We start from the raw sequence: 23479 nt of genomic DNA on the forward strand, positions 1-23479 counted from the left end.
TCCCGGGATCGAGCGGAAGACCGGTATGCCTCGCTGATGGAGTTCTCGGATGACCAGGTCAGCCGTGGGGTTCAGCCTTCGGAACTGTCAGAGGAGACGTTCGTCTTTCTCTTCGAATACCGAGATGGCGGGGAAGTCCTCCGGAACCGCGTCCATGACCACCTCGCCGCACCGGCGGCCCCTCCACTGCCCGGCGCTGCGCATCGTGCCGACCTCCTGGAAACCGGCCTTGGCGTAAGCGCGTCGTCCAGCGGCGTTCGGCTCCAGGACCTTCAACCACACCATCTCCAGTCCGATGATATGAAAGGCGTAGTCCAAAGTCAGCCGGGTCGCGGTCGTGCCCACCCCCGTGCCCCTGGCCTCGGGGCGATGACGAGAACGAATTCGGCGGTGCGCACCTGGTGGTCGATGAGCAGACTCGCCATTCCCACCGGCCTCGGGTCCCCGTCACGCACGTTGTAAATCGTGAACCTGGCCTGGTCGGGGGCCCGCGCAGCTGGTGCTCCAGGCCCTCGGTGCGAGACTCCGGGCTTTGGGGTACCTGCCTGCCGTAGCCGAGGACGGCGCCGGGGTCGCTCTCCCACCGCCAGTACTCGCGGGCCAGGTCGGCGCGCAGCGGCCCGAGCGCCACGCCGTCGGACTCCGCCCACAGAACAGGCGGGGTGGTGTCACTCATGTGATTCCTTGAAGGGTGTGTAGTCGGTGATGTCGTCTCTTCGGCGACGGGAGACCCGTCGATCTCGATGGGTGTAGAACTCTCCGGCACCGACTACTGAACCGACCGCCCGGGAACGTCAGCGGTCTGACGAAGCCGTGTCCAGGTCCCATCGGTGCGGGCCGTCCGGCCGATCGAGCCACAGCCGGTGTCGGCCGTTCCCTTCCACGGTGAGTCCGTACCGGCCGATGTCGGGACGTCCCGAGCCGTCCCAGTCACGCAGCAGCCCGCAGAAGGCATCCCAGAAGGAAGCCTTCCCGTCCTCGGCGACCACGGCTCTGCCACGCTCGTCGATCTCGGCCCGTACCCAGGCCCCTGGGGCGCAGCCCAGCACACAGTGGACCTCGCCCTCCTCCCTGTGCTGGACCACCCGAAGCCCGAAAGGCAGCAGCAGGGAGAGGAAGAATTCGGACATGGCGTGGTCGTCCAGGCCAGGAACCTCGTCCATGTGGCGCACCCGGTCGGGTTCGCCCCCGGTCGCGGACAGCACCTGGGCCAGTGTCGGAACACCCGGTGTCGACGAGGAGCGCAGCCGCATGAAACCAGCGGCGTCGGGCAGGAAACGCCCGCGTACACAACCGTCCCCGTGCTTGCGGAGCCGAGCCAGTCCCAACCCGACGTTGGCCAGGATCAGACCGCCCTCGTCCAGTTGGTCCAGCCACGCGGCCGGGACGCGCCCCAGACCGCAGGTGGCCAGAATCCGGTCGTAGGGAGCCCTCGGCGCATATCCCTGGGCGCCGTCCGCCACGGCGACGGAAGGCCCGTACCCGGCGGCAGCCAGAGACACGCGGGCCTGCTCGACCAGCGCCTCGTCATGGTCGATCGATGTCACCAGCGCGGAACTGAGGCGCTCGCTCAACAGGGCCGCGTTGTATCCGGTCCCCGTGCCTACCTCCAGAACCCGCATACCGTCCTCCAGCTGGAGGTGTTCGAGCATCAGCGCCATGAGTGAGGGTTCGGTGGAGGAGCTGATGGCCAGGCCCTCGGGTGAGAACTCGGTGATGAGGGTGGCGTCGGTGTAGATCGCCTCCAGCCAGCCCGGGGTCCGGTCGGTGTACGAGACCGTGCCCTGCGGGGTGCGCACGTGGAAGGCCGGGACGAACAGGTGGCGGGGCACGGTAGTGAACGCGTGCCGCCACCGAGGAGAGCGCAGGCTGCCCTTGTCGGTCAAGTCCTGCGCCAGCCGGTCGGCGTGCCCGGCCTGGCCGAGCCGCTGGGTGTGTGAGCGCGTCATCTGCTGCTTTCCTGTAGTTGGTCGGCGATCGCGGCGGCGATGGGTTGCCCGGTAGCGAGCTGGATCCATCCCCACTGCCCGTTCGGATTCAGTTCGAGGAACACCCATCGCCCATGTGGGGTGACGACGAAGTCCAGTGCTCCGAAGGTGAGGTGCAGGCCGGACATCAGCCGGTGGACCGCCCGGCCCACCCCGCTCGGCGGCTCGATCGGGCTGTAGGCAAGATTTCGGTAATCCGCTCGCCAATCAACGTGGGCCTTCGCGCTCCGCGCATCGATCCGCGCGGCGAACAGCCGTTCTCCGACGACGGTCAGCCGGACCTCGCAGGCTTTGTCCACCCACGCTTGGAATAGGTGCGCCGTACGCGCCACGCCGGGGGTGATCTCGTCCGCGGTCACCAACGTCGTGTACAGAGCACTGGCGGTCCTGGCTTCTCCACCGGTGTCGGGGCCGCCTGTCATCGCCTTGTAGACCGCCTTGCCCTGTGCTTCGGCAAAGTCCCGGGCTGCGTCGGCGTTGTTGGTGATCAGGCTTTCCGGGACGGTAAGGCCGGCGCGCGCGGCGGCGGCGAGTTGGTGGGGTTTGTGTGCGACGGCCATGTTGCGGTGGGGGTGGTTCACCCAGCGGCAGCCGAGCGTCGTCACAACACCGCCGAACCCGGCCGCTGCCTCGCGCTCGGACCAGGTCTGCTCTGTGGAGTTCAACCGGGAGTGCGCCCGGTGTGGCGTGGGGCGCCGGTAGTACACAGAGGTGACCTTCTCAAGATCGACCTCCCGCTCTGCCGAGCGCAGGACCCCCGTGACCGCTCCGGTCACCGAGACGTGTGCCTCCAGCTCAACGGCTTCCGGGAAGTCCCCGGGATCGCAGCGGAAGACCGGTATGCCTCGCTGATGGAGTTCTCGGATGACCAGGTCAGCCGTGGGGTCCAGCTGTTGTGTCAGAACCAGGACGGTCACGGGTCTCCTTCGGTCTCAGGAGTCGGTGACCTGGTCGGTCCAGGCCTGCATGTCCTCGGTGGTGGTTACCGTGCACTGCACGGCCGTGCCCAGGATCGGCTGGTCGATGAGGGGGCGGCCGTCGCGCACCGACATCTGCGAGCCGGGCTCGTAGTCGATCCCGGACACGTCGTAGCCGGACTCCGGTTCTGTGGTGGTGCAGCGGGTCAGGCCGAACGGGCGGTACGCGCCCTCAACGGGCGGGGTGACGTCAGTGGTTGCTGTGAGGGGCATGGCTCCTGGTTTCCTTGGCTTTTCCGTGCGGATCCGTTTCGGTGAATCCGGGCACCAACGTAGGAAGAGTGAGGTCGGTGCGCCACAGGGATGCTCATCTATTCGACAGCAGACTCAGGACGGAAGCGCTTGGAGAATATCTCCGAATAGAGCTGGTACCAGTCACCCACGTCACTCATCGTGTCAATGACTGGACCGCTTCACAGATCCGCTGATCAGAGACCTCGCCTCGCTGTTGAACCTGGCACCCGCAGAGGCCATCTGGAAGACGTGGAGGTACTGCTCGATCTCGCTTTGATGAGTGAGTGTGAGTTCAGCGGAAACCGTTTCAACCACGACGGACGTGTTGTCCTGCACCCAAAATCCGTGGAGAGGAAGATAGGGGGGAGACGAGTCAAAGGGGATGATTCCGAGGGAGACGTTGGAAAGTTCGGCGACGGTGAGCAGTCGATCCATCTGCGCGGTCATGGTGTCGCGGTCACCCCGCCTGTGGCGCAGTGCGGCCTCGGCGACGACGAAGCGGAAGCGCTTGTCGCGGCGGTAGAGCAGTTCCTGACGTCTCATCCGTTGTTCGACCGCGTCCTCGATACCGGCCGCTGACCCATCCCTGCGGTTCGCCGCCTCCAGGACGGCGCGGGCATAACCAGGGGTCTGGAGCAGACCCGGGATGATCATCGATTCATAGACGCGGAAGACGCGGACGTGTTCCTCTTCGAGGGCCATGCGCGTTTGGATACCGCTGTGGCCGTGGTGAAGCTGGTCCTTCCAGGCGACCCACATCGACTCCAGCTCGTTCAACCGGGTGATGAGGTCGCCGGTGGCGTCCTTCCTGCCGCAGACTCGGGCCCAGTCCCTGATCTCCGCCGTGCTGGGGGTCTGGCGGCCGGTCTCGATCTTGGAGACCTTCGACTGACTCCATGACAACAACTCCGCGAGCTGGACACCGGTCAGCTCGGCCGACCTGCGTATCTCACGGAGCCGTCGGCCCACATCCTGCCGGGCGCGGTCAATGCTGTAGGTCACCTGCGTATTGAACCGCTTACCGTGCTCGGGACGTACTCGTTGTGCGCGATGGCATGGTGCCAGGCAGTGTCCCGCCACCGGCGGTACCGGGCCACCGTGGCGGGGTCGTCGATGCGTTCGAGCTCATAGGGCACGTCATCGTCGTCGAAGTGCAGGACACAGATCCACTTGCTGTCGAAGAGCCAGAAGTCGAGTTCGGGCAGGTCCTTCACGGCCGGGTGGTGGCGGGGAAGCCAGCGGATGTCCTCTCCGGCATCAAGGTTGAAGCGGGTGACGGCGTGTTCCCACATGATGTAGTCGCTCAGCGGCTCCGAGACGACGCGAACCCGTTGCCAGACCTTGCCCTCCTTGCGCGATGCGGTGACGTTGCGGTGCCACGGTGACGTGCGGGCATGGTCCTCGTCCCGTCCGAGGTCGCCGGTTTCCAGGAAGTGCTGAATGGCCTCGGCCTCCTCCACGACGTTGTACCGGTCACGGACCTCCAGCTTCCAAGCTGTGTCCTCGAACTCAGAGAACTGGCGGACGAACTCGTCGTCGGTGAGCAGCCTGCGCATGGATCAGCCCTCTTCTTCCGCGTAGCGCAGGAGTTCGCGGGGGATCTCGACAACGGTCTCGTTGTCCGCCAGGTCGCGGACATCGGCCAGAGCGTCGGGGTCGGTGACCTTGTAGCCCTGCACCACGATGGTGCCGCGATCGGTCTTGTAGAGGGTCGGGCACTTACCGCCCTCGCTGTCGGTGCCCAGGAACGTCAGCCGCATCAGCATCCGCCTTCGCATAGTCGCGAATATTCTTGACTCAGCTTGGCACAACCCTGTGGAGTGGGCCAGGTGTTCTCGGTGACCGGGTCCGGTCACCGAGAACACCTGGGAAGGGGGACGGCCTCTACCCGGCCCTATGCGGGCGTGACGCCCCGGGGCGGGGTGAAGGCCCGGACCGGGGGCAGCGGGTCGGTGAATGGTTCGACCGCCACGCGCGTCAACTGGCCCGTGCACGCCTGGCTCAGGGACGACGTGCCCGTGTCCTCGGTCAGTGCGTTCGGGTTGCCGTGCGCGCAGGTCACACCCGGCGCGGTCGGGTCGTACCAGGCGCCCGTCGACAGCTGCACCACACCCGGCCGCACGGACTCGCTCAGCACCAGCCCCGCCAGGCACGAGCCGCGCGGGCCGACCACCCGTACCACCGCGCCGTCGGCCAGGCCCCCGGCGCGGGCGTCCGCCGGGTGCATCCGCAGCGGCGCGCGCCCCTGGACCTTCTGTGACATGCTGTGCGCCCCCATGTCCTGCTGGCTGTGCAGCCGCCCGCTCGGCTGGTTCGCGACCAGCGTGAACGGCCGCTCGCCCCCGCCACCGCCGCCGTCCTCACCGGTCACCGTCGGTCCGGGCAGCCACACCGGGTGGCCGGGGCAGTCCTCGTACCCGAAGGCGTCGATCGTGCGCGAGAACAGCTCGATCCGCCCGCTCGGGGTGCGCAGCGCGCTGCCCTCGGGGTCGGCCCGGAACTCGCCGAGGAACGCCTCGTCCTCGACCCGGCCGGGGATCTCCACCCGGCCCAGCGACCAGAACTCGTCGAACCCGGGCACCTCCAGGCCCCGCCGCGCGACCAGCGACCGCCAGCGCTCGTAGACCACGCGCATCCACTGACCGCTGGTGCGGCCCTCGGTGAACTCCTCGCGCACGCCCAGCCGTTCGGCCAGGTCGGCGTAGGTGTCGTACTCGTCCCGGGCCTGCCCGTGCGGCTCCACCGCGCGGGGCATCGCCCGCACGGTCAGGTCGCCCTGGCTCGCGGTGAGGTCGTCGCGCTCCAGCACGGTCGTGGCCGGGAGGACGATGTCGGCGTGGCGCGCCGTCGCGGTCCAGTGCGTCTCGTGCACGACCACCGTGTCCGGCCGCCCGAACGCCTCGGTCAGCCGCGCCAGGTCCTGGTGGTGGTGGAAGGGGTTGCCGCCCGCCCAGTACACGAGCCGGGTGTGCGGGTACCGGCGCTCCTCGCCGTCGAAGTCGTAGTGCTCGCCCGGGTGCAGCAGCATGTCCGCGATCCGCGCAACCGGGATGAACGAGTCCACCGGGTTGTTGCCCTGCGGCATGCGCGGCAGCCCCAGCGGGGTCGCCCCGCCGCCGTAGTTGCCCATGGACCCGTACCCCGACGCGAACCCGCCGCCCGGAAGGCCCACCTGCCCCAGGCAGCACGCCAGGGCCAGCCCGGCCCACAGCGGCTGCTCGCCGTGGCGGGCGCGCTGGACCGACCAGCCCACGTTCACCAGCGTGCGCCGCCCGGCCATCCGCCGGGCCAGGGCGCGCAGGTCGCCGGCGGGCACACCGCTCACGGACTCGGCCCACTCCGGGTCACGCGCGGGGCCCGAACCGTCCTCGCCCAGCACGTGGGCGCGCACGACGTCAGCGCCCACCGTGTACCGGTCCAGGAACGCGGTGTCGGCCAGCCCTTCGCTGAACAGCACGTGCATCAGGGCCAGCATCACCGCGGTGTCGGTCCCCGGTTCGATGGACACCCAGTCCGCCTTGACGTTCTCGGGTGTGTCGTCGCGCAGCGGGGAGACGGACACGAACTCCACCCCGTTCTGCGCGGCCTCACGCATGGCCGGACCGGCGGTCTGCACCGCCCGCCCGCCGGAGGAGGTCCACGTGTTCGACACCCGCAGTCCGCCGAAGGTCACCAGCAGGTCGGTGTGCTCGCGGATCACCGTCCACGCCGGGGCCCGGTGCAGCAGCCGGTTGGCCGCCGGAGTCCCCAGGATCCGCGGCATCAGCACCTCCACCGCGCCGTGGCTGTAGGTCGTCCGGGACCGCGTGTAGCCGCCGATCGTGTTCAGGAACCGGTGCAGCTGGCTCTGCGCGTGGTGGATCCGGCCCGCGCTGCCCCAGCCGTAGGAGCCGCCGTAGACCGCCGCGTTGCCGTGGTCGGACCGCACCCGGTCCAGCTCACGGGCGAGCAGGTCCAGGGCGGTGTCCCACTCGACCTCGACGTACTCGTCCTCCGGGTCGCCCCGGCGCGGGTCCGGGCCGGGGCCGTGCTCCAGCCAGCGTCGGCGCACCGCCGGGCGCGCCACGCGCGAGGGGTGGTGCTGGGCGGCCGGGGTGTTGGCGATGATGGGGGAGGGCGCGGGGTCCTCGGGGTCGGGGCGCGCGTCCACGACGCGTCCGTCCTCCACGACCACCTGGTAGCCGCCCCAGTGGGCGCTGGTCGGATACACCGCGCGCGACATGCCGCTCTCCCGTCTCCCCGTTTCCCCACGCGGGAGCGCCCAGGCGCTCCCCTCCGGGCCCGGACCACACTCTACGCACCAGACGGTGCCAAAATGGGGCACGCGATCGGCAGTCGAGCGGAACGGGCGGTAGGACGATGGGCGAGCTCAGGTCACGGCGGTCGGTGCTGGCGGTACCGGCCTCCAACCCCCGGTTCGTCGAGAAGGCGCGCGGGCTGGAGACCGACGCCTTCTTCCTCGACCTGGAGGACGCCTGCGCGCCGCTGGAGAAGGCCGACGCCCGCGACACCGTCGTGCGGGCCCTGCGCGAGGGCGGCTGGGACGGCCGGGTGCGCACCGTCCGCGTCAACGACGTCACCACCGAGTGGGCCTACCGCGACGTCATCACGGTCGTGGAGGGCGCCGGGGCCGACCTCGATGCCCTCGTGCTCCCCAAGGTGACCTCCGCGCGCGACGTCCACTGGCTGGACACCCTGCTCACGCAGATCGAGCGCGCCACGGGGCTGGAGGTGGGCCGCATCGGCATCGAGGCGCAGATCGAGGACGCCCGCGGCCTCACCGAGGTCGACGCGATCGCCGCCGCCTCGCCCCGGCTGGAGTCGCTGGTCTACGGCCCCGCCGACTTCATGGCCTCGCTGAACATGAAGAGCCTGGTCGTGGGCGAGCAGCCGCCCGGCTATGACACCGGCGACGCCTACCACTACGTGCTGATGCGCATCCTCACCGCGGCCAGGGCCCACGGGCTCCAGGCGATCGACGGCCCCTACCTGCGGGTCCGCGACGTCGACGCCTTCCGGCGCTCCGCCGCCCGCACCGCCGCGCTGGGCTTCGACGGCAAGTGGGTCCTGCACCCGCTCCAGGTCGAGGCCGCCAACGAGGTGTTCGCGCCCTCCCAGGAGGACTACGACAAGGCCGAGCGCATCCTCGACGCCTACGCGCACGCCACGGCCGTCGACCGCCGCGGCGCCGTCATGCTCGGTTCCGAGATGCTGGACGAGGCGTCGCGCAAGATGGCGCTGGTCGTGGCGGGCAAGGGCCGTGCGGCCGGGATGAGGCGCACCAGCGGGTCCGACGGCGACGGAGCCTGATCCCGCCCCGGACACCGAGGCCCGGCCCGCCGGTCACCCGGCCCCTGGCGCTCGCCCGGGGCTGCGGCAACACGTCCACCGGCCTCTTACCGCGCTCTCACCCCGGTGATGCAGCATGAGGCCATGGAAGCCACCTCCACCTCTACCGCGACGGTGCTGATCGCCGACGACGACCGGGCGATCCGCGAGTCCCTGGAACGCGCCCTCCAGCTCGAGGGCTACACCGTGCGCACGGCCGCCGACGGCGTTCAGGCCCTGGCCACCGTGCACGCCGACCCCGTCGACCTTCTGATCCTCGACGTCATGATGCCCGGCGTCGACGGACTGGGCGTGGCCCGCGTCCTGCGGGCGGAGAAGGACCGCACGCCGATCCTCATGCTCACCGCCCGCGTGGAGACGCCCGACCGGGTGGCCGGGCTCGACGCGGGCGCCGACGACTACCTCGCCAAGCCCTTCGAGCTGGAGGAGCTCCTGGCCCGTCTGCGCGCGCTGCTGCGCCGGTCGGCGCACGTGACGGAGGAAGGTGTCGAGGAGGGGCCGCTGCGGGTCGGCGAACTGCGCCTGGACCCCCTGGCCCGCCGGGTGTGGCGCGGCGAGCGCGAGATCGAGCTGTCCAAGACCGAGTTCGACCTCCTGGAGCTGCTGGTCCGCAACCACGGCATCGTCCTGGACCACGCCACCATCTACGACCGCATCTGGGGCTACGACTTCGGTCCCGAGTCCAAGAACCTCGCCGTCTACATCAGCTACCTGCGCCGCAAGCTGGAGGACGGCGGACCGCCGCTGATCCAGACCGTGCGCGGCGTCGGATACACACTCCGGGGATGAGTTGAACACCGTGCGCGACTCCGCCGCTGCCACCGTGCCGTACCGGCTCCGGGCGCTGTTCACACCGGGCGGCTGGCGCCTGGGCACCCGCTTCGCGGTGCTCTTCGCCGTCGTCGTGGGCGTCACCGTCGCCCTGATCGGCACGCTCGCCTACTCGACCGCCGCCACCCTCATCCGCAGCGACGCCCGGGACGAGTTCCAGCGCAGTGTGACCTCGCTGTCCGAGGAGCTGGTCAGCCTGCACGAGGACGACTCCGGGGCCTCCGCGGGCAGTGTGATGTTCCTGGCGGGCAAACACGTCCAGGTCCAGTTCATGCGTCCCGACGGCGCCCGCACGCACCCGATCGCCGACCCCGGCGGTGCCGTGGACCTGGAGCCGGACGCCACGGACCTGGAGGTCGCCGCCTATGAGGACCCCGGGGTGGTGGAGAGCCGCGAGAAGGAGGTCGGGGAACAGACCTACCGGGTGGCCACGGTGTCGGTGGGCGACGGCGTGGGGGCCTTCCTGGTCGTGCAGCGCCTGTCGCCCACGGAGAGCACCATCGACCGCCTGGCCACCCAGATCCTGTGGGTCGGGCTGTTCGTCGCCATCGCCGCGGCGTCGGCGGGATGGCTGGTCGGCCACCGCGTCACCGGGCGCCTGGCCCGGCTGACCGACGCCGCGGAGTACGTCAGCTCCACCGGCCGCCTGGACCCCGTGACCGCCGAGCACAACGGCGAGAGCGGCTCGGGGGCACCGCTCGGAGCCGAGGAGGTCGGCCGGGACGAGGTCGGGCGGCTCGGCGCGGCCTTCAAGGCCATGCTGGCGCGGCTGACCCAGTCGCAGGACGAGCAGCGCCGACTCGTCCAGGACGCCGCGCACGAACTGCGCACGCCGCTCACCAGCCTGTACACGAACGTGCAGGTGCTGGGGCGGGTGGACCGCCTCAGCCCGGAGGCGCGCGAGCGCCTCATCGACGACCTGCGCGGCGAGGCGCGCGAACTCACCGCGCTGGTGAACGAGCTGGTCGGCCTGGCCACGGGCGACCACGAGACGGAGACGCCGTCCACGGTCCGGCTGGGCGACGTCGCGGAGTCGGTCGCCGCCCGGGTCCGGCGCCGCACCGGGCGCGAGATCATCGTCGACGCCGACGACAGCACCGTGTGGGGCCGACCCAAGGCGCTGGAGCGGGCCGTGGTCAACCCGGTGGAGAACTCGGCGAAGTTCGACGCGGAGGGGACCGAGCCGATCGAGATCCGGATCCGCTCCGGGACCGTGGAGGTCAGCGACCGCGGGCCCGGGATCGACCCCGCGGAGCTCGACCACGTCTTCGACCGCTTCTACCGTGCCACGGTGGCCCGCGGCCTGCCCGGGTCCGGACTCGGACTGTCGATGGTCCGCGACATCGCCCAGGCCCACGGCGGACGCGTGTTCGCCCGCAACAGGGTCGGCGGCGGCCTCGTCATCGGCTTCGAGCTGCCGGTGGCCCCGCCGGACGGGAGCCCGCCGACGTCCGGCACCGCCGACGCGTAGCGGCACGGTCCCCGTGGTCCGGTCGCCCGGGACGCGGAGATCGGCCCCCGGGCGTCAGTCCGCGCCCAGGAGGGTGGCCAGGTGGTCCAGACTGCTCGCCGTCATGTCGAAGGAGTCCGAGGCCCGGGGCGGATCCCCGACCGGACGCTCGACATAGGCGGTCCGCAGACCCGCGGCCTGGGCGCCCCGGAGGTCCCAGGCATGGGTGGCGACCATGAGCAGGCGGTCCGGCGCGCGACCCGCGTCCTCGACCGCGAGCCGGTAGACGTCGGGCCGGGGCTTGTAGCCGCGGACCTCCTCGGCGGAGAGCACCTGGTGCCACCGCAGACCGGCGTGCGCGTTGATGCGCGTCAGCGCCGAGCGGGCGGCGTTGGACAGGCCGACCACGGGGAAGCGCGAGGCGATCCGGGCCAGGGCCGCGACCGAGTCCGGCCACGGGTCCAGCCGTCGTCCGGCGCCCGCCAGCGTCCGGACCGCGTCCTCGTCGTCGACACCGGCCTCGGCCGCGACGCGGGCCGCCGCCTCCAGGTCGATCACCGTGCTGTCGGCGTAGGCGCGGCGGCCCTCGGCGATCTCACGCTGCTGCTCGTCGACGTGGCGGTACCAGGTCCGCACGAGCGCGTCCGTTCCCGCGTCGTCGAGGCCCGGGAGCAGCGTGCGGATGCCGCGCGCGATCCCGCCGGGTTCGTCGACCATGGTCCCGAGGACGTCGAAGACGATCACGTCGATGTCGGGGCGTGGGGTCACGTGGAACACTCCTGAGCGTCTCGGCCCGCCCCGCCCGGCCCGCGTGTGGCCCCGGAGGCCCGGCGGACCCGGAGGAACCGGGCGGCGGAGAACCCGTGCTCGCCCGGGCTCGGTGGCGAGGATAGCCCGTGCCCCAGATCGGTTCTTCGCGGACCTCCGGCGACCCAAAGCCCGCGGAGGAGACCTCCCTAGCCGCGGGCGGCTCCGGACAGCGCTCCGACCGCCGCCTCCAGGTAGATGTGCTCGAACCGCTCCAGCGAGTCCTCCAGGCGGTGCCGCTCGGCCATCGCGCGGCTGTGCGCGCCCATCCGGGCGCGCCGGTCCTCGTCGGCGAGCACGTCCGCCACGCGGGCGGCGATCTCGGCCGGCCGACCGGGCGGGAACAGGTACCCGTTGCGGCCCTGCTCCACCAGGTGCGGGAGCGCCATCGCGTCCGCCGCCACGACCGGCAGCCCGCTCGCCATCGCCTCCAGGGTGGCGATGCTCTGCAGCTCCGCGACGCCCGCGATGGCGAACACGTCCGCGCACCGGTAGACGTCCGGCAGGTCGGCGTGCGCGACGAAGCCCAGGAAGACGACGCGGTCCGCCACACCCGATTCCCGGGCCAGCTCCTCCAACCGCCGACGGTGGGACCCGTGCCCGGCGAGGACGAGCTGCGTGTCCGGGGTCAGCGCCACGGCGCGGATCAGCTCGTCGGTGCGCTTCTCCTCATCCAGACGCCCCACGAACACGAGCGTCCTGCGGTCGGGCACCCCCAGCCGGGCGCGCAGCCGCCGCCGCTCCGCCGCCCCGCCCGCCAGGGGACGGAAGCGGGCGAGGTCGATCCCGCAGGAGACGGCCTCGACCGCGCGGCCGAGCCCCTGCTCGCGCAACAGGCGCGCCGCCGCCGGGGTCGGCGTGGTCACGTGCTCCACGCCGGAGAGGACCTCGCGCAGGTCCCACCAGGCCAGCCGGGCCACGTGCGGGCGCAGCGGCGCGGGCACGCGGAGGTGGTCGAAGAGGTTCTCCGGCATGAAGTGGTTGGTCGCCACCACCGGAACACCGCGGCGGCGCGCGGCCGGGGCCAGGATCCGGCCGATCACGAAGTGGTTCTGGATGTGCACGGCGTCCGGCCGCAGGCGGTCCAGGAGCCGCTCCATGTGTCCGCGCGCGCCCGGGGGCAGGGCCAGGCGCACACTCTCGTGGGCCAGCGAGGGCACCGACCGGAGCCGGTGCTCGACGACCCCGTCCCGCTCCACCACGCGCGGCGGCCCCTCCGCGGACGGGCACACCACGTGCACGCGTACGCCGCGCTCGACCAGGCCCCGGGCCAGCCGGGCGGTGAAGTAGGCGGCGCCGTTGACGTCGGGAGGGTAGGTGTCGGAGGCGATCAGCACCCGGGTGCCCCGGGAACCGCCGGGGCCGGCGGGTGCCGGTGGCGGCGGTCGCAGGTCGGTGACGGCGTCGGGGAGCGCGCCGACGGGAGCGGCGGCGGGGGATGCGAGCGACGTGGACATGGGTCGGATCTCCTGGGCCGGTGCGGCGTCGGTCGCCGCGTACGCACGAGTGTGGCCGACCACAGTTGACCGTCGCCGACCTCTCGGTGACGGCGGGGCGACCGGTCAGGGAGCACGCGGCCCGGGAGACGATACTCCTCGGGCCCGCGTGCGCACCGCGACACACCCGCGTGTCGTCGATCGGTGACCTGGCGTGAATCGTTCCTGGTCAGAGACGGACAGGCGTGGTCCGCGCGCCGGGGCGGGCGCGCGGGGCCCCGCGCTGGAACCACCACTCCAGCAGGACCAGCGGGAGCAGCCAGCTCAGGAACAGCGACGCGGGCGCCAGGTCGGCGGCCAGGGCTCCGACGTCCCCGCCGTACACCGACCGGGCCTGGGGCATCATCACCAGGAGCAGCACCATCACGACCAGGCGGTTCAGGGCGATGCCGTAGAGCAGGACGAAGCTGCGCAGCATCCACCGGCGGTGGTCGGCGAACCGGCGGCGGCGCGCCATCACGTAGCCGGTCACGGTGAAGGCCAGCCACGCGACCGCCCACAGGGTGCTGCCGACCTGCGAGGACGGGCCCGTGTGGCTGAGCGGTGCGATGAGCAGGGCGGGGACGCCCACGAACACCACTCCGCCGAAGACGTACACCCGGCCGCTCCACCGGTGCACGGCCGGGTGGCGCCGGCGCATCCACGGCCAGACCTGGAGGACGACCAGCGGCATGAGGACCGTGCCGCCGAAGATGTGCGTGACCAGCATCGCGTAGTGCCAGGGCACGTCCTCGCGGATCGGGAAGCGCGACCGGGCGGGGTCCAGACCCAGATAGGGCGGAACCGCGAAGGCGAGGAAGGCCAGGGTGGCCAGTGCCAGTGGCGCGATCCAGGGGCGCCGCCACCAGCGCACGGCGGGTGCGGAGCGGGACGGCGGAGGGGAAGGGGCCTGGGGTGTGTGCGGTGCCTGGGGTGCCATGGGGGTGTCTTCCTCGCTGGGTGCGGACGACCGATGGGAATACGCCTCCCATCGGCTCCGACGCTAGGCCCCGGCGCCCGCGCGCCACGAGAGTGCGCGCACCCGGCCCGGCGGTGGGGGAGGGGGGCACGGGCCGGTGGGCCGCGGTCCCCGGGCGCCCGTGGTGCACCCACCCCGTCCCCGCACGCCGGAGGCGGCCCGGACCGGTGGTCCGAGCCGCCTCCGGCGTGAGCGCGGTCAGGTCCGCGCGCGTGTCAGTTCCCCTCCGACTCCTCCCCCTGCTCGACGGAGGTCGAGCTCTGCTCGCCGAGCGTCACCGCGATGTCCTGCGGCGACCCGCCGCCGCCCTTGCGGACGCCGAGCGTGATCTCGTCGCCCGCCTGGTGGGAGCGGATCGTCGCGATGAGCTGGTCCGGGCTGTTGACCTGCTCGCCCTCGACCGACACCACCACGTCGTCGGGCTCCAGCCCCGCCTCCTCGGCGGCACCGCCCTCGGTGACGTCCACGATCAGCGCCCCGCCCTGCGGGTCGGCGGTGATGGTCGCCTCGATCGCCGGGTAGCTCGCGCTGCCCGTCTCGATCAGCTGCTCCGCGATGGGCCGGGCCTGGTTGATCGGGATGGCGAAGCCGAGGCCCACCGAACCGCTCTCCTCCGAGATCCCGGCGATCGCGGTGTTGATGCCGATCACCTCGCCGCTCATGTTGACCAGCGGGCCGCCCGAGTTGCCGGGGTTGATGGCCGCGTCGGTCTGGATCGCGTTGATCACGGTGGACGTGAAGCCGTTGACGCTCTCGGTCGCGCCGGTGTTGACCGGGCGGTTGAGCGCGCTCACCACACCGGTGGTCACCGTTCCCTGCAACCCCAGCGGAGAGCCGATCGCCACCACGTTGCCGCCCACCCCGATCTGGTCGGAGTCGCCGAGCACGGCCGGGGTCAGGTCGGTGCGGCCCTCGGCCTGGATCACCGCGATGTCGGACACCGTGTCCACGCCCAGGATCTCGGCCGGGGCGGTCGTGCCGTCGTTGAACTGGACCTGGAGCCGGCCTTCGCGGGCCGCGGTCACCACGTGGGCGTTGGTCAGGATCTCGCCGTCCGAGGAGAGGATCACGCCGCTGCCGCTGCCGTCGGAGGTCTGGATGGACACCACGCTCGGCAGGACCGCGTCGGCGACCTCGCCGACCTCGCCCTCGGTGGGCGTGCTGCCCTGTTCGCCGTCCAGCGAGCTGCTGGGGGAGCCGAGCCCGCCGGGCAGCAGGTAGGCCGTGCCCAGAGCGGTCGCCGGGCCCACGATGAGGCTGGTGACCAGGGCGGTCGCGGCGGCGATGGCGATGATCCGGCCCGACCCGCGCTTCCTGGCGGGCGGCGGCTGGGAGCCGGCCGGCATCCCGCCGTGGTGCGGGTGCTCCGGAGGCGTGCCCCCGGGCGGCGGGGGCTGCTGGCCGCCGTGGTCGCCGAACCCGCCGTGTCCCCCCTGTCCGGGATGACCGCCCTGACCGGGGTGTCCCCCCTGGCCCGGGTGGCCGCCGTGGCCGGGGTACCCCGCGTACCCGGCCGAGGCGAACGCCGCGGTCTGGGACGGGTGGGCGTAGCTGCCGCCGTGCGGAGGCACGGACGTGCTCGGGTGCTGCGAGAACGGCTCGGAGGACCGGCCCGCGGCCGGGCCCTCCGTCGCGCCCGGCCGCGGACCGGCCGACTGACCGGAGGCGTCCTGGGCGGCGTAGGTGTAGGCCGCGCCCTGGGACTGCTCGGGGCCGGTGGCCCAGTGCGGTCCGGACGGCGGGGAGAAGCGCGGGGTCCGGCCGTCGGAGGGGTCGTCCACCTGATTCTCGGAGGAGTGCCCCTCGTGCGGGGTCGGCTCGCCGGGGGCGGGCGCGGTGTCTTCGTTCGGTTCGTTGGGGTTCAACTCATCCTCCGGCTGGCGGGACGATGCCTGCTGACACTCATCATCTTGAGCCGCATGGGTTAGAACAGGGTGAGAGCGCGATATACCAGGGTTTCGAGTCCGCTCCCACACGGTGGGCCCGGATGCGCGCGGTCCCGGTCGCCCCCTCGTGACGACCGCGGGTGACGAGCACATCACGATGTCCGGAACGATACCGTGCCTACGCAAAGGGGACGCCGGGGAAGGAACGACCTTGATCAAGATCGTGCTGGCCGATGACGAACACCTGGTGCGGGGAGCGATCGCCGCCCTCCTGGGCCTGGAGGAGGACCTCGACGTCGTCGCCCAGGTGGGGCGGGGCGACCAGGTCGCCGACGCCGTCCGCGAGCACGGTGCCGCCGTCGCCGTGCTGGACATCGAGATGCCCGGCGCGACGGGACTGGAGGTCGCCGGGCAACTCAGGACGGCGGCGCCCGACTGCGGCGTGGTCATCCTCACCAGCTTCGGCCGGCCGGGCTACCTGCGCCGCGCGCTCGCCTCCGGGGCCCGCGGCTTCCTCGCCAAGGACGCGCCCGTGGAGCAGCTGGCCGGCGCGATCCGCCGCGTCCACGAGGGCGGCCGCTACATCGACACCGACCTGGCCGCCGCCGCCATGGTCGGCGGGGAGAGCCCGCTGACCGACCGCGAGGCCGAGGTGCTGCGAGCGGCCTCGGACGGCGCCACGGTCGCCCGCATCGCCGCGTCCCTGCACCTGACCGAGGGGACCGTGCGCAACTACATGTCCAACGCCATCGGCAAGACCGGCGCGGACAACCGGCTGTCGGCGATCCGCACCGCCCAGGACATGGGCTGGCTCTGAGCCCGGGGCGGGCGGCCGGGTCTCACAGGAACCGCAGGACCAGCATGGCCGTGTCGTCGGTGTGCCCGCCCGGGGCGTACTCCTCCAGCTCCCGGTCGATACGGCTGATCACGGCCTGGGCGGTCAGGCCCGCGCACCCGGAGAAGATGTCCATCAGGCCCTCGTCGCCGAGCATGTCGGAGTTGCTGCGCCGCTCGGTCACGCCGTCGGTGACCGCCAGGACGACCTCCCCCGGGCCGATGTCCACGTTCTCCGTCGTGAAGCCCACGTCCTCGAACGCGCCCAGGAGCGGCTGTGAGGAGCCGAACGACTCCACCTCGCCCTTCTGGTTGAGCCGCAGCGGGAGCGGGTGGCCGGCGGACACCATGCGCAGGCGCATGCCGCCGGACTCGTCGGTGGAGGGGGTCATCTCCCCGTAGAGCATGGTCAGGAAGCGGGTCGAGGTGTTCTCGTCCAGGATCGCCATGTTCAGCCGCTGCATGATGTGCGACGGCGTGAAGCCCTCCTTGGCCAGGGCCCGGAGGGTGTGCCGGGCCAGCCCGGTGACCGCGGCCGCCTCGGGGCCGGTCCCGCAGACGTCGCCGATGGCGAAGCACCACCGGCCGCTGGCCGCGAACACGTCGTAGAAGTCGCCGCCCACCACGTTCTTCTCGTCGGCCGGGCGGTAGAACACCGCGTGGTCCACGCCCGGGATCGTGGGCTCCTTCTCCCTGGCCGGCAGCAGGCTGCGCTGGAGCGCCTCGCTCATCGCGGACTGCTTCTCGTGGAGCCGGGCGTTCTCCATGGCCGAGGCCACCCGGCGGCTGAGGTCGTCGGCGACGTCCACCTCGTCCCGGGTGAAGTCGTCGGACTCGCTCTTGCCGATCGTCATCCGGCCGAGCGGGCGGCCGTGCGCGACCAGGGGGAGGCTGATCGCCGGGCCGTGCGCCAGTTCACGGGCGAGGTGCTCGTCCACCTCGGACAGGTCCTCGGGCGTCCACAGCGGCTGCGGGTCGCGCTCCTCGCGCGGGGGCAGGTCGGTGAGCAGGTCGTGCAGGACGTCGTTGTAGTTCTCGTCCGCGTGGACGACGTGGGTCAGCTCCGAGGTGCCCAGCTCGTTGATCGTGTGGATGGCGCACCACCGGCCCAGCCGGGAGGTGATGAGCTGCGCGGCCAGCGCGCCGGTCATCCGCTCGTCCAGCGTGCCCGCGAGCAGGTCGCTGGCCTCGGCCAGGAAGCTCAGGGAGGCGCGGCGGTTGAGCTCCACCTCCGCCAGGCGGGCCCGCTCCACGGGCAGGGCGATGAGGTCGGCGCCCTCCTGCAGGCGCTTGGCCGCGGTGGGGCCGAAGTGCCGCGGGCGGGCCGAGGCCACCCCGAGGAGGCCGGTGACGCGGCCGTCCACGATGAGCGGGGCCGTCACCAGCGACCGCATGCCGCCGCGCGCCAGGCGGCCGCGGTTGGCCCGGGCGATCATGAGGTCGTCGTTGATGACCGCGCCCGGTTCCGGCGCCGCGGACGGGAAGACCTCCTCGGTGCGGACCCGCAGCGGGCGCCAGGGGTGGTTGAGACCGACCGCCGAGCGCACCTCCCACATGGTCTCGTCCGAGGTGGCCAGCGCGATGTAGGCGGCGTCCCCGCCGAGCGCGGTCGCCGCGTGCTCCACCGTGCGCTCCAGCAGCTGCGGCAGGCTCAGCCGCGCCCTCAGGGCGGCGTCGAGCGCGGACCACGTCGTGGGGCGCGAGGCGCGGCGGACCCCGCCGCGTACCGGGGGCGACTCCAGGGACGCCTGTTCCGGAACGTCGTCCACCCGGAACCAGACGCCCTTGTCGGCCCGCCCGTAACTCACGCCCCAGCTGGAGGCGATGGCCGAGGCGAGCGCCAGCCCGAGTCCGCCGCTGCGGGACCCGGCCGAGTCGGAGGTGTCGACGGAGAGCGGGCCGGCCTGGGGCACCGCCCGCTCGGGAGCGGCGTCCGTGACCATCACCTCGGTCGAGCCCTCGCCGCGGCGGACGGTCACCTCCAGGGACGACTTGGCGTGGATGACCGCGTTCGTCACCAGCTCGCTGACGAGGAGGATGACGTCGTCGGTGGGTTCGACGCCCCAGGACAGCAAGGTGTCGTGGACGAACTCGCGGGCAGCCGCGGCGGTCTCCGGGGCCGGAGGGAACTCGTGCCGGGCGACCTTCAACGCATCGTGTGCTGGCAAGCCGTATGTGTCCTTCGTCACTGGGCGGGGGCCGGTCACTGCCACGATACGCGCGCTGCGCGACCAGGACTGCTTGGTCAACCCACCTGTGCCCGTCCTCCTGGGCGGTTAGTGTAAGTCAGCGACACCTTTCAGTGGAGGGATTCGATGCCCGAGGCGGTCCAGGAAGTGGCCGAAGAACAGCTCGACGAGATTCTGCGCGCCCTGTACCGCATGCGGGACGGCGACTTCAGCGTCCGCCTGCGCAAGCGGGGCAGCGGCACCATCAGGGAGATCGCCTCGGTCTTCAACGAGGTGGTCGACCACAGCGAGCAGCTGAGCAGCGGCCTGCAGCGGGTCGGCGACGTGGTGCGCGACGAGGGCCGGCTCAACGAGCGGGTCAGCGTCAACCCCGCACGCGGTGCGTGGGGCAAGAGCGCGCAGGCGCTGAACGACCTCCTCGACGAGGTCGCCGACCCCGTGACCGACGTCGCGCAGGTCCTCGACTCGGTCGCCGAGGGCCAGTTGAACCGCAGGGCCTCCACCGAGGGGCGCCGGGGCGGGCTCAACGGCGACCTGCTGCGGCTGGCCACGACGGTGAACCGGATGGCCGACCAGATGAGCGGCTTCACCGAGGAGGTCACCCGGGTGGCCCGCGAGGTGGGTACCGAGGGCAAGCTCGGCGGCAGCGCCAAGGTCGAGGGCGTCTCCGGCGCCTGGCGCGAGGTCACCGAGAACGTCAACTCGATGGCGGACAACCTCACCAACCAGGTGCGCGACATCTCCGCGGTGACGACGGCGATCGCCCAGGGCGACCTGAGCAAGAAGATCACCATCGACGTCCAGGGTGAGATGCTCAACCTCAAGGACACCGTCAACACGCTGGTGGACCAGCTCTCCACCTTCGGTGACGAGGTGACCCGCGTGGCCCGCGAGGTGGGCACCGAGGGCAAGCTGGGCGGGCGCGCCAACGTCCGCGGGGTCCGGGGCATCTGGAAGGACCTCACCGAGAACGTCAACTCGATGGCCGACAACCTGACCAACCAGGTGCGCGACATCTCACAGGTGACGACCGCGGTGGCGCGGGGCGAGCTCACCCGCAAGGTCGAGGTCGACGTCCAGGGCGAGATGCTCGCCCTGAAGAACACCGTCAACACGATGGTGGACCAGCTGGACTCCCTGGCCGACGAGGTGACCCGGGTGGCCCGCGAGGTCGGTACCGAGGGCAAGCTCGGCGGACGCGCCAACGTCAAGGGCGTGTCGGGGATCTGGAAGGACCTGACCGACAACGTCAACTCCATGGCCAACAGCCTCACCTACCAGGTCCGCAACATCTCGCAGGTGACCACGGCGATCGCCAAGGGCGACCTGAGCAAGAAGATCACCGTGGACGCCCAGGGCGAGATGCTCGACCTCAAGGACACCATCAACACGATGGTCGAGCAGCTGGACTCCTTCGCCAGCGAGGTCACCCGGGTGGCCCGCGAGGTGGGCACCGAGGGCAAGCTGGCCGGGCAGGCCCACGTCCGCGACGTGTCGGGCGTGTGGAAGGACCTCACCGACAACGTCAACTCCATGGCCAACAACCTGACCTACCAGGTGCGGCAGATCTCCATGGTCACGCGCGCGGTGGCCGCCGGCGACCTGACCAAGAAGGTCACGATCAACGCCAAGGGCGAGATCCTGGAGCTCAAGGACACCATCAACGTCATGGTGGACCAGCTGTCCGCGTTCGCCGACGAGGTGACCCGGGTGGCCCGCGAGGTCGGTACCGAGGGCAAGCTCGGCGGGCGCGCCAACGTCAAGGGCGTCTCCGGGATCTGGAACGACCTCACCGAGAACGTCAACTCGATGTCGCACAACCTCACCACGCAGGTGCGCAACATCTCCGAGGTCACCACCGCGGTCGCCGCGGGCGACCTGACCAAGAAGATCGACGTCAACGCCCAGGGCGAGATCCTGGAGGTGAAGACGACGGTCAACACGATGGTCGACCAGCTGTCGGCCTTCGCCACCGAGGTCACCCGGGTGGCCCACGAGGTGGGCAGCCAGGGGCAGTTGGGCGGCCAGGCCAAGGTCGAGGGCGTCTCCGGTACCTGGAAGCAGCTGACCGACAGCGTGAACGGCCTGGCGGGCAACCTCACCACACAGGTCCGCGCCATCGCCGAGGTCGCCAACGCGGTCGCCAAGGGCGACCTGACCCGCAACATCCAGGTCGACACCCGCGGCGAGATGGAACAGCTCAAGGACAACATCAACCTGATGGTGTCCAACCTGCGCGAGACCACCGCCGACCAGCGCGACGCCGACTGGCTCAAGTCCAACCTGGCCCGCATCTCCGGCCACATCCAGGGCCACCGCGACCTCCACGAGCTGGCCCGCCTCATCATGACCGAGGTGACACCGCTCATGGAGGCCCAGCACGGCGCCTGCTACCTGCCCGAGGACCAGGACGACCAGGACGTCTTCCGGCTCTACGCCGGATTCGGCTTCGAGCCCGACGAGGGCCGGCGCCGGATCCGCAAGGGCGTCGGCGTCGCGGGCGAGGCGCTGCAGCAGCAGGTCGAGCAGCACATCCGCAACATCCCGTCAGGCTACGTCACGGTGGAGTCGGGGCTGGGCGAGGCCGAGCCCCGCAACCTGTACATCCTGCCGATCGTCTCCGAGGAGCGCTCGCTGGGCGTCATCGAGTTCGCCTCCTACAGCGAGTTCCGGGAGATCCACAAGAACTTCCTGCGCCAGCTCGTGGCCCTGCTGGGCACCACGATCAACACCATCCTGGCCAACAACCGCACCGAGCACCTGCTCGAACAGTCCCAGCAGCTGGCCAGCCAGCTGCGCGAGCGGTCCAACGAGCTCCAGCGCCAACAGGAGGAGCTGCGCGGCAAGAACGCCGAGCTCCGCCAGAAGGCCACCCAGCTCGCCAACCAGAACCGGGCCATCGAGCTCCAGAACCAGCAGATCCAGCGCTCCAGGAACGCCCTGGAGGAGCGCGCCCACCAGCTCCAGGTCTCCTCCAAGTACAAGTCGGAGTTCCTGGCGAACATGTCGCACGAGCTGCGCACGCCGCTCAACAGCCTGCTGATCCTGGCCCGGCTCCTGGCCGACAACGGCGAACAGAACCTGTCCCCGAAGCAGGTCGAGTTCGCCCAGACCATCCACAAGGCCGGCAGCGACCTGCTGCTGCTCATCGACGAGATCCTCGACCTGTCCAAGGTGGAGGCCGGGCGCGCCGAGGTGCAGCCCAGCGAGGTGTCCATCGCCCAGCTCGTCGACTACGTGGAGGCCACGTTCCGGCCGGTCACCGGCGAACAGGGCCTGGCCTTCGCCGTGGACGTGTCCCCGGACATCCCCGGCACGCTGTGGACCGACGAGCAGCGCCTCCAGCAGATACTGCGCAACCTGCTCTCCAACGCGGTGAAGTTCACGCCCCAGGGCGAGGTCCGGCTCCTGATCGAGCCCGCCTGGGCGCTGGACGACGCCGACCTCGACATGTTCGTGGAGAACGAGGAGGTCATCGCGTTCACCGTCGCCGACACCGGCATCGGGATCGCCGAGGACAAGCTCCAGGTGATCTTCGAGGCCTTCCACCAGGGCGACGGCGGCACCTCGCGCCGGTTCGGCGGGACCGGGCTGGGGCTGTCCATCAGCCGCAACTTCGCCCGCCTGCTGGGCGGCGAGATCCGTGTCCAGAGCGTCGCCAACCAGGGATCGACGTTCACGCTCCTGCTGCCGGTACGCCTGCCCGACGACGCGGCCGAGCGCGCCGAGGAGCCCAGCGGCCTCGAACCCGTGCAGGTCACCGACACGCCGCAGCCGCGTGCCGTCGAGCGCGTCCCGGCCGGCGACGGCTTCGACATGCAGGACGAGGACTTCGACGCGGCGGTGGCCGCCCTCACCGACTTCGGCAACGAGCCGCTGCCCACGGTGCCGGTGCTCAAGGCACCCGAGACGGCTCAGGGCTCGACCGACCCCGGCGAGGAGCACGACACCGTCGAGGCCAGGCCCGACCCCGAGCGCCGGGCCGTGCTGACGGGTCGGCGGGTCCTCATCGTCGACGACGACGTGCGCAACGTCTTCGCGCTCACCAGCGCGCTGGAGGCGCAGGGACTGGAGGTCCTCTACGCCGACAACGGGCGCTCGGGCATCGAGCGCCTGGAGGCCAACGAGGACATCTCCCTCGTCCTGATGGACGTGATGATGCCCGAGCTCGACGGCAACGAGACCACCCGCAAGATCCGGGACATGCCGCAGTTCGCCGACCTGCCCATCATCTCGCTCACCGCGAAGGCGATGCAGGGCGACCGCGAGCGGAGCCTGGCCTCGGGTGCGACCGACTACGTCACCAAACCGGTCGACCTGGACCACCTGCTGGACGTCATGCGACGCTGGCTCACCGCGGGCCGGGAGGAGACCATCGCCGGCGCGGCGGCGGACGAGGCCCGGTCCGATGCGTCATCGGCCGACGCGAGCGGGCACAATGGCGCAACGGACGCCCCGACCGAAGACCTGGACTAATCAC

Annotated in this window: 18 protein-coding genes; 5 read left to right on the plus strand and 13 right to left on the minus strand. The window is 71.3% G+C overall.

Annotated elements, in window-relative coordinates; translation table 11 throughout:
• Positions 1–87: 87 nt before the first annotated feature.
• The 8 genes from ADL05_RS31690 to ADL05_RS08820 form a co-directional block, all read right to left on the minus strand.
• Entirely contained in the window at positions 88–345 is a 258-nt protein-coding gene (locus tag ADL05_RS31690; RefSeq protein ID WP_231640668.1) for a GNAT family N-acetyltransferase, read from the minus strand.
• Between the two features lie 449 nt (positions 346–794).
• Positions 795–1949 (minus strand): methyltransferase domain-containing protein, encoded by a 1155-nt coding sequence (locus ADL05_RS08790; RefSeq protein ID WP_053616381.1) that lies wholly within the window; start codon positions 1947–1949, stop codon positions 795–797.
• Positions 1946–2905, minus strand: a complete 960-nt coding sequence (gene tgmB / locus ADL05_RS08795; protein WP_053616382.1) for an ATP-grasp ribosomal peptide maturase — start codon at positions 2903–2905, stop codon at positions 1946–1948. The genes ADL05_RS08790 and tgmB overlap by 4 nt, the downstream gene beginning before the upstream one ends.
• 15 nt (positions 2906–2920) lie before the next feature.
• Positions 2921–3178: a hypothetical protein gene (locus ADL05_RS08800; RefSeq protein ID WP_053616383.1), complete on the minus strand. Its 258-nt coding sequence runs from the start codon at positions 3176–3178 to the stop codon at positions 2921–2923.
• A gap of 183 nt (positions 3179–3361) precedes the next feature.
• A complete protein-coding gene (locus tag ADL05_RS08805; RefSeq protein WP_053616384.1) occupies positions 3362–4201 on the minus strand; it encodes a helix-turn-helix transcriptional regulator in 840 nt (279 codons plus the stop codon).
• On the minus strand, positions 4198–4755 hold the full coding sequence (locus ADL05_RS08810) for a DUF6879 family protein (RefSeq protein WP_053616385.1): 558 nt from the start codon (positions 4753–4755) through the stop codon (positions 4198–4200). Before ADL05_RS08810 ends, ADL05_RS08805 begins: the two co-directional genes overlap by 4 nt.
• 3 nt (positions 4756–4758) lie before the next feature.
• Positions 4759–4959, minus strand: coding sequence for a hypothetical protein (locus ADL05_RS08815; protein ID WP_053616430.1), 201 nt, complete (start codon positions 4957–4959; stop codon positions 4759–4761).
• A gap of 134 nt (positions 4960–5093) precedes the next feature.
• The gene (locus tag ADL05_RS08820) at positions 5094–7421 is read right to left on the minus strand and encodes a molybdopterin-dependent oxidoreductase (protein ID WP_053616386.1); all 2328 of its coding nucleotides are present in this window, start codon (positions 7419–7421) and stop codon (positions 5094–5096) included.
• 137 nt (positions 7422–7558) lie between these two features.
• On the opposite strand from ADL05_RS08820, the gene ADL05_RS08825 reads away from it, so the two are divergent.
• From ADL05_RS08825 to ADL05_RS08835, 3 genes are all read left to right on the plus strand, one after another.
• Positions 7559–8509 (plus strand): CoA ester lyase, encoded by a 951-nt coding sequence (locus ADL05_RS08825; RefSeq protein WP_053616387.1) that lies wholly within the window; start codon positions 7559–7561, stop codon positions 8507–8509.
• A gap of 123 nt (positions 8510–8632) precedes the next feature.
• On the plus strand, positions 8633–9337 hold the full coding sequence (locus ADL05_RS08830; protein WP_053616388.1) for a response regulator transcription factor: 705 nt from the start codon (positions 8633–8635) through the stop codon (positions 9335–9337).
• 10 nt (positions 9338–9347) lie between these two features.
• Positions 9348–10850, plus strand: a complete 1503-nt coding sequence (locus ADL05_RS08835) for a HAMP domain-containing sensor histidine kinase (protein ID WP_082376213.1) — start codon at positions 9348–9350, stop codon at positions 10848–10850.
• A gap of 54 nt (positions 10851–10904) precedes the next feature.
• Here the strand turns inward: ADL05_RS08835 and ADL05_RS08840 are convergent, their stop codons facing one another.
• From ADL05_RS08840 to ADL05_RS08855, 4 genes are all read right to left on the minus strand, one after another.
• The gene (locus ADL05_RS08840; RefSeq protein WP_053616390.1) at positions 10905–11597 is read right to left on the minus strand and encodes a haloacid dehalogenase type II; all 693 of its coding nucleotides are present in this window, start codon (positions 11595–11597) and stop codon (positions 10905–10907) included.
• Positions 11598–11785: 188 nt separating this feature from the next.
• Positions 11786–13093: a glycosyltransferase gene (locus tag ADL05_RS08845; RefSeq protein WP_082376208.1), complete on the minus strand. Its 1308-nt coding sequence runs from the start codon at positions 13091–13093 to the stop codon at positions 11786–11788.
• 208 nt (positions 13094–13301) lie between these two features.
• Positions 13302–14051 (minus strand): DUF2306 domain-containing protein, encoded by a 750-nt coding sequence (locus tag ADL05_RS08850; RefSeq protein ID WP_053616391.1) that lies wholly within the window; start codon positions 14049–14051, stop codon positions 13302–13304.
• A 254-nt stretch (positions 14052–14305) separates the two neighbouring features.
• The gene (locus ADL05_RS08855) at positions 14306–15955 is read right to left on the minus strand and encodes a S1C family serine protease (protein WP_053616392.1); all 1650 of its coding nucleotides are present in this window, start codon (positions 15953–15955) and stop codon (positions 14306–14308) included.
• Positions 15956–16187: 232 nt separating this feature from the next.
• On the opposite strand from ADL05_RS08855, the gene ADL05_RS08860 reads away from it, so the two are divergent.
• Positions 16188–16793: a response regulator transcription factor gene (locus ADL05_RS08860; protein WP_053616393.1), complete on the plus strand. Its 606-nt coding sequence runs from the start codon at positions 16188–16190 to the stop codon at positions 16791–16793.
• A gap of 22 nt (positions 16794–16815) precedes the next feature.
• Here the strand turns inward: ADL05_RS08860 and ADL05_RS08865 are convergent, their stop codons facing one another.
• Entirely contained in the window at positions 16816–18960 is a 2145-nt protein-coding gene (locus tag ADL05_RS08865) for a SpoIIE family protein phosphatase (RefSeq protein ID WP_053616394.1), read from the minus strand.
• Between the two features lie 165 nt (positions 18961–19125).
• On the opposite strand from ADL05_RS08865, the gene ADL05_RS08870 reads away from it, so the two are divergent.
• The gene (locus ADL05_RS08870; protein WP_053616395.1) at positions 19126–23475 is read left to right on the plus strand and encodes a HAMP domain-containing protein; all 4350 of its coding nucleotides are present in this window, start codon (positions 19126–19128) and stop codon (positions 23473–23475) included.
• Positions 23476–23479: the final 4 nt, after the last annotated feature.

The organism is Nocardiopsis sp. NRRL B-16309, assembly GCF_001279585.1.
Lineage (GTDB): Bacteria > Actinomycetota > Actinomycetes > Streptosporangiales > Streptosporangiaceae > Nocardiopsis.

What these genes read in the sequence shown, in the direction of transcription:
- ADL05_RS08790 (WP_053616381.1), bottom strand. Translation starts at nt 1,949, where the DNA reads ATGACGCGCTCACACACCCAGCGGCTCGGCCAGGCCGGGCACGCCGAC.
- ADL05_RS08800 (WP_053616383.1), bottom strand. Translation starts at nt 3,178, where the DNA reads ATGCCCCTCACAGCAACCACTGACGTCACCCCGCCCGTTGAGGGCGCG.
- ADL05_RS08810 (WP_053616385.1), bottom strand. Translation starts at nt 4,755, where the DNA reads ATGCGCAGGCTGCTCACCGACGACGAGTTCGTCCGCCAGTTCTCTGAG.
- ADL05_RS08815 (WP_053616430.1), bottom strand. Translation starts at nt 4,959, where the DNA reads ATGCGGCTGACGTTCCTGGGCACCGACAGCGAGGGCGGTAAGTGCCCG.
- ADL05_RS08820 (WP_053616386.1), bottom strand. Translation starts at nt 7,421, where the DNA reads ATGTCGCGCGCGGTGTATCCGACCAGCGCCCACTGGGGCGGCTACCAG.
- ADL05_RS08825 (WP_053616387.1), top strand. Translation starts at nt 7,559, where the DNA reads ATGGGCGAGCTCAGGTCACGGCGGTCGGTGCTGGCGGTACCGGCCTCC.
- ADL05_RS08830 (WP_053616388.1), top strand. Translation starts at nt 8,633, where the DNA reads ATGGAAGCCACCTCCACCTCTACCGCGACGGTGCTGATCGCCGACGAC.
- ADL05_RS08845 (WP_082376208.1), bottom strand. Translation starts at nt 13,093, where the DNA reads ATGTCCACGTCGCTCGCATCCCCCGCCGCCGCTCCCGTCGGCGCGCTC.
- ADL05_RS08850 (WP_053616391.1), bottom strand. Translation starts at nt 14,051, where the DNA reads ATGGCACCCCAGGCACCGCACACACCCCAGGCCCCTTCCCCTCCGCCG.
- ADL05_RS08870 (WP_053616395.1), top strand. Translation starts at nt 19,126, where the DNA reads ATGCCCGAGGCGGTCCAGGAAGTGGCCGAAGAACAGCTCGACGAGATT.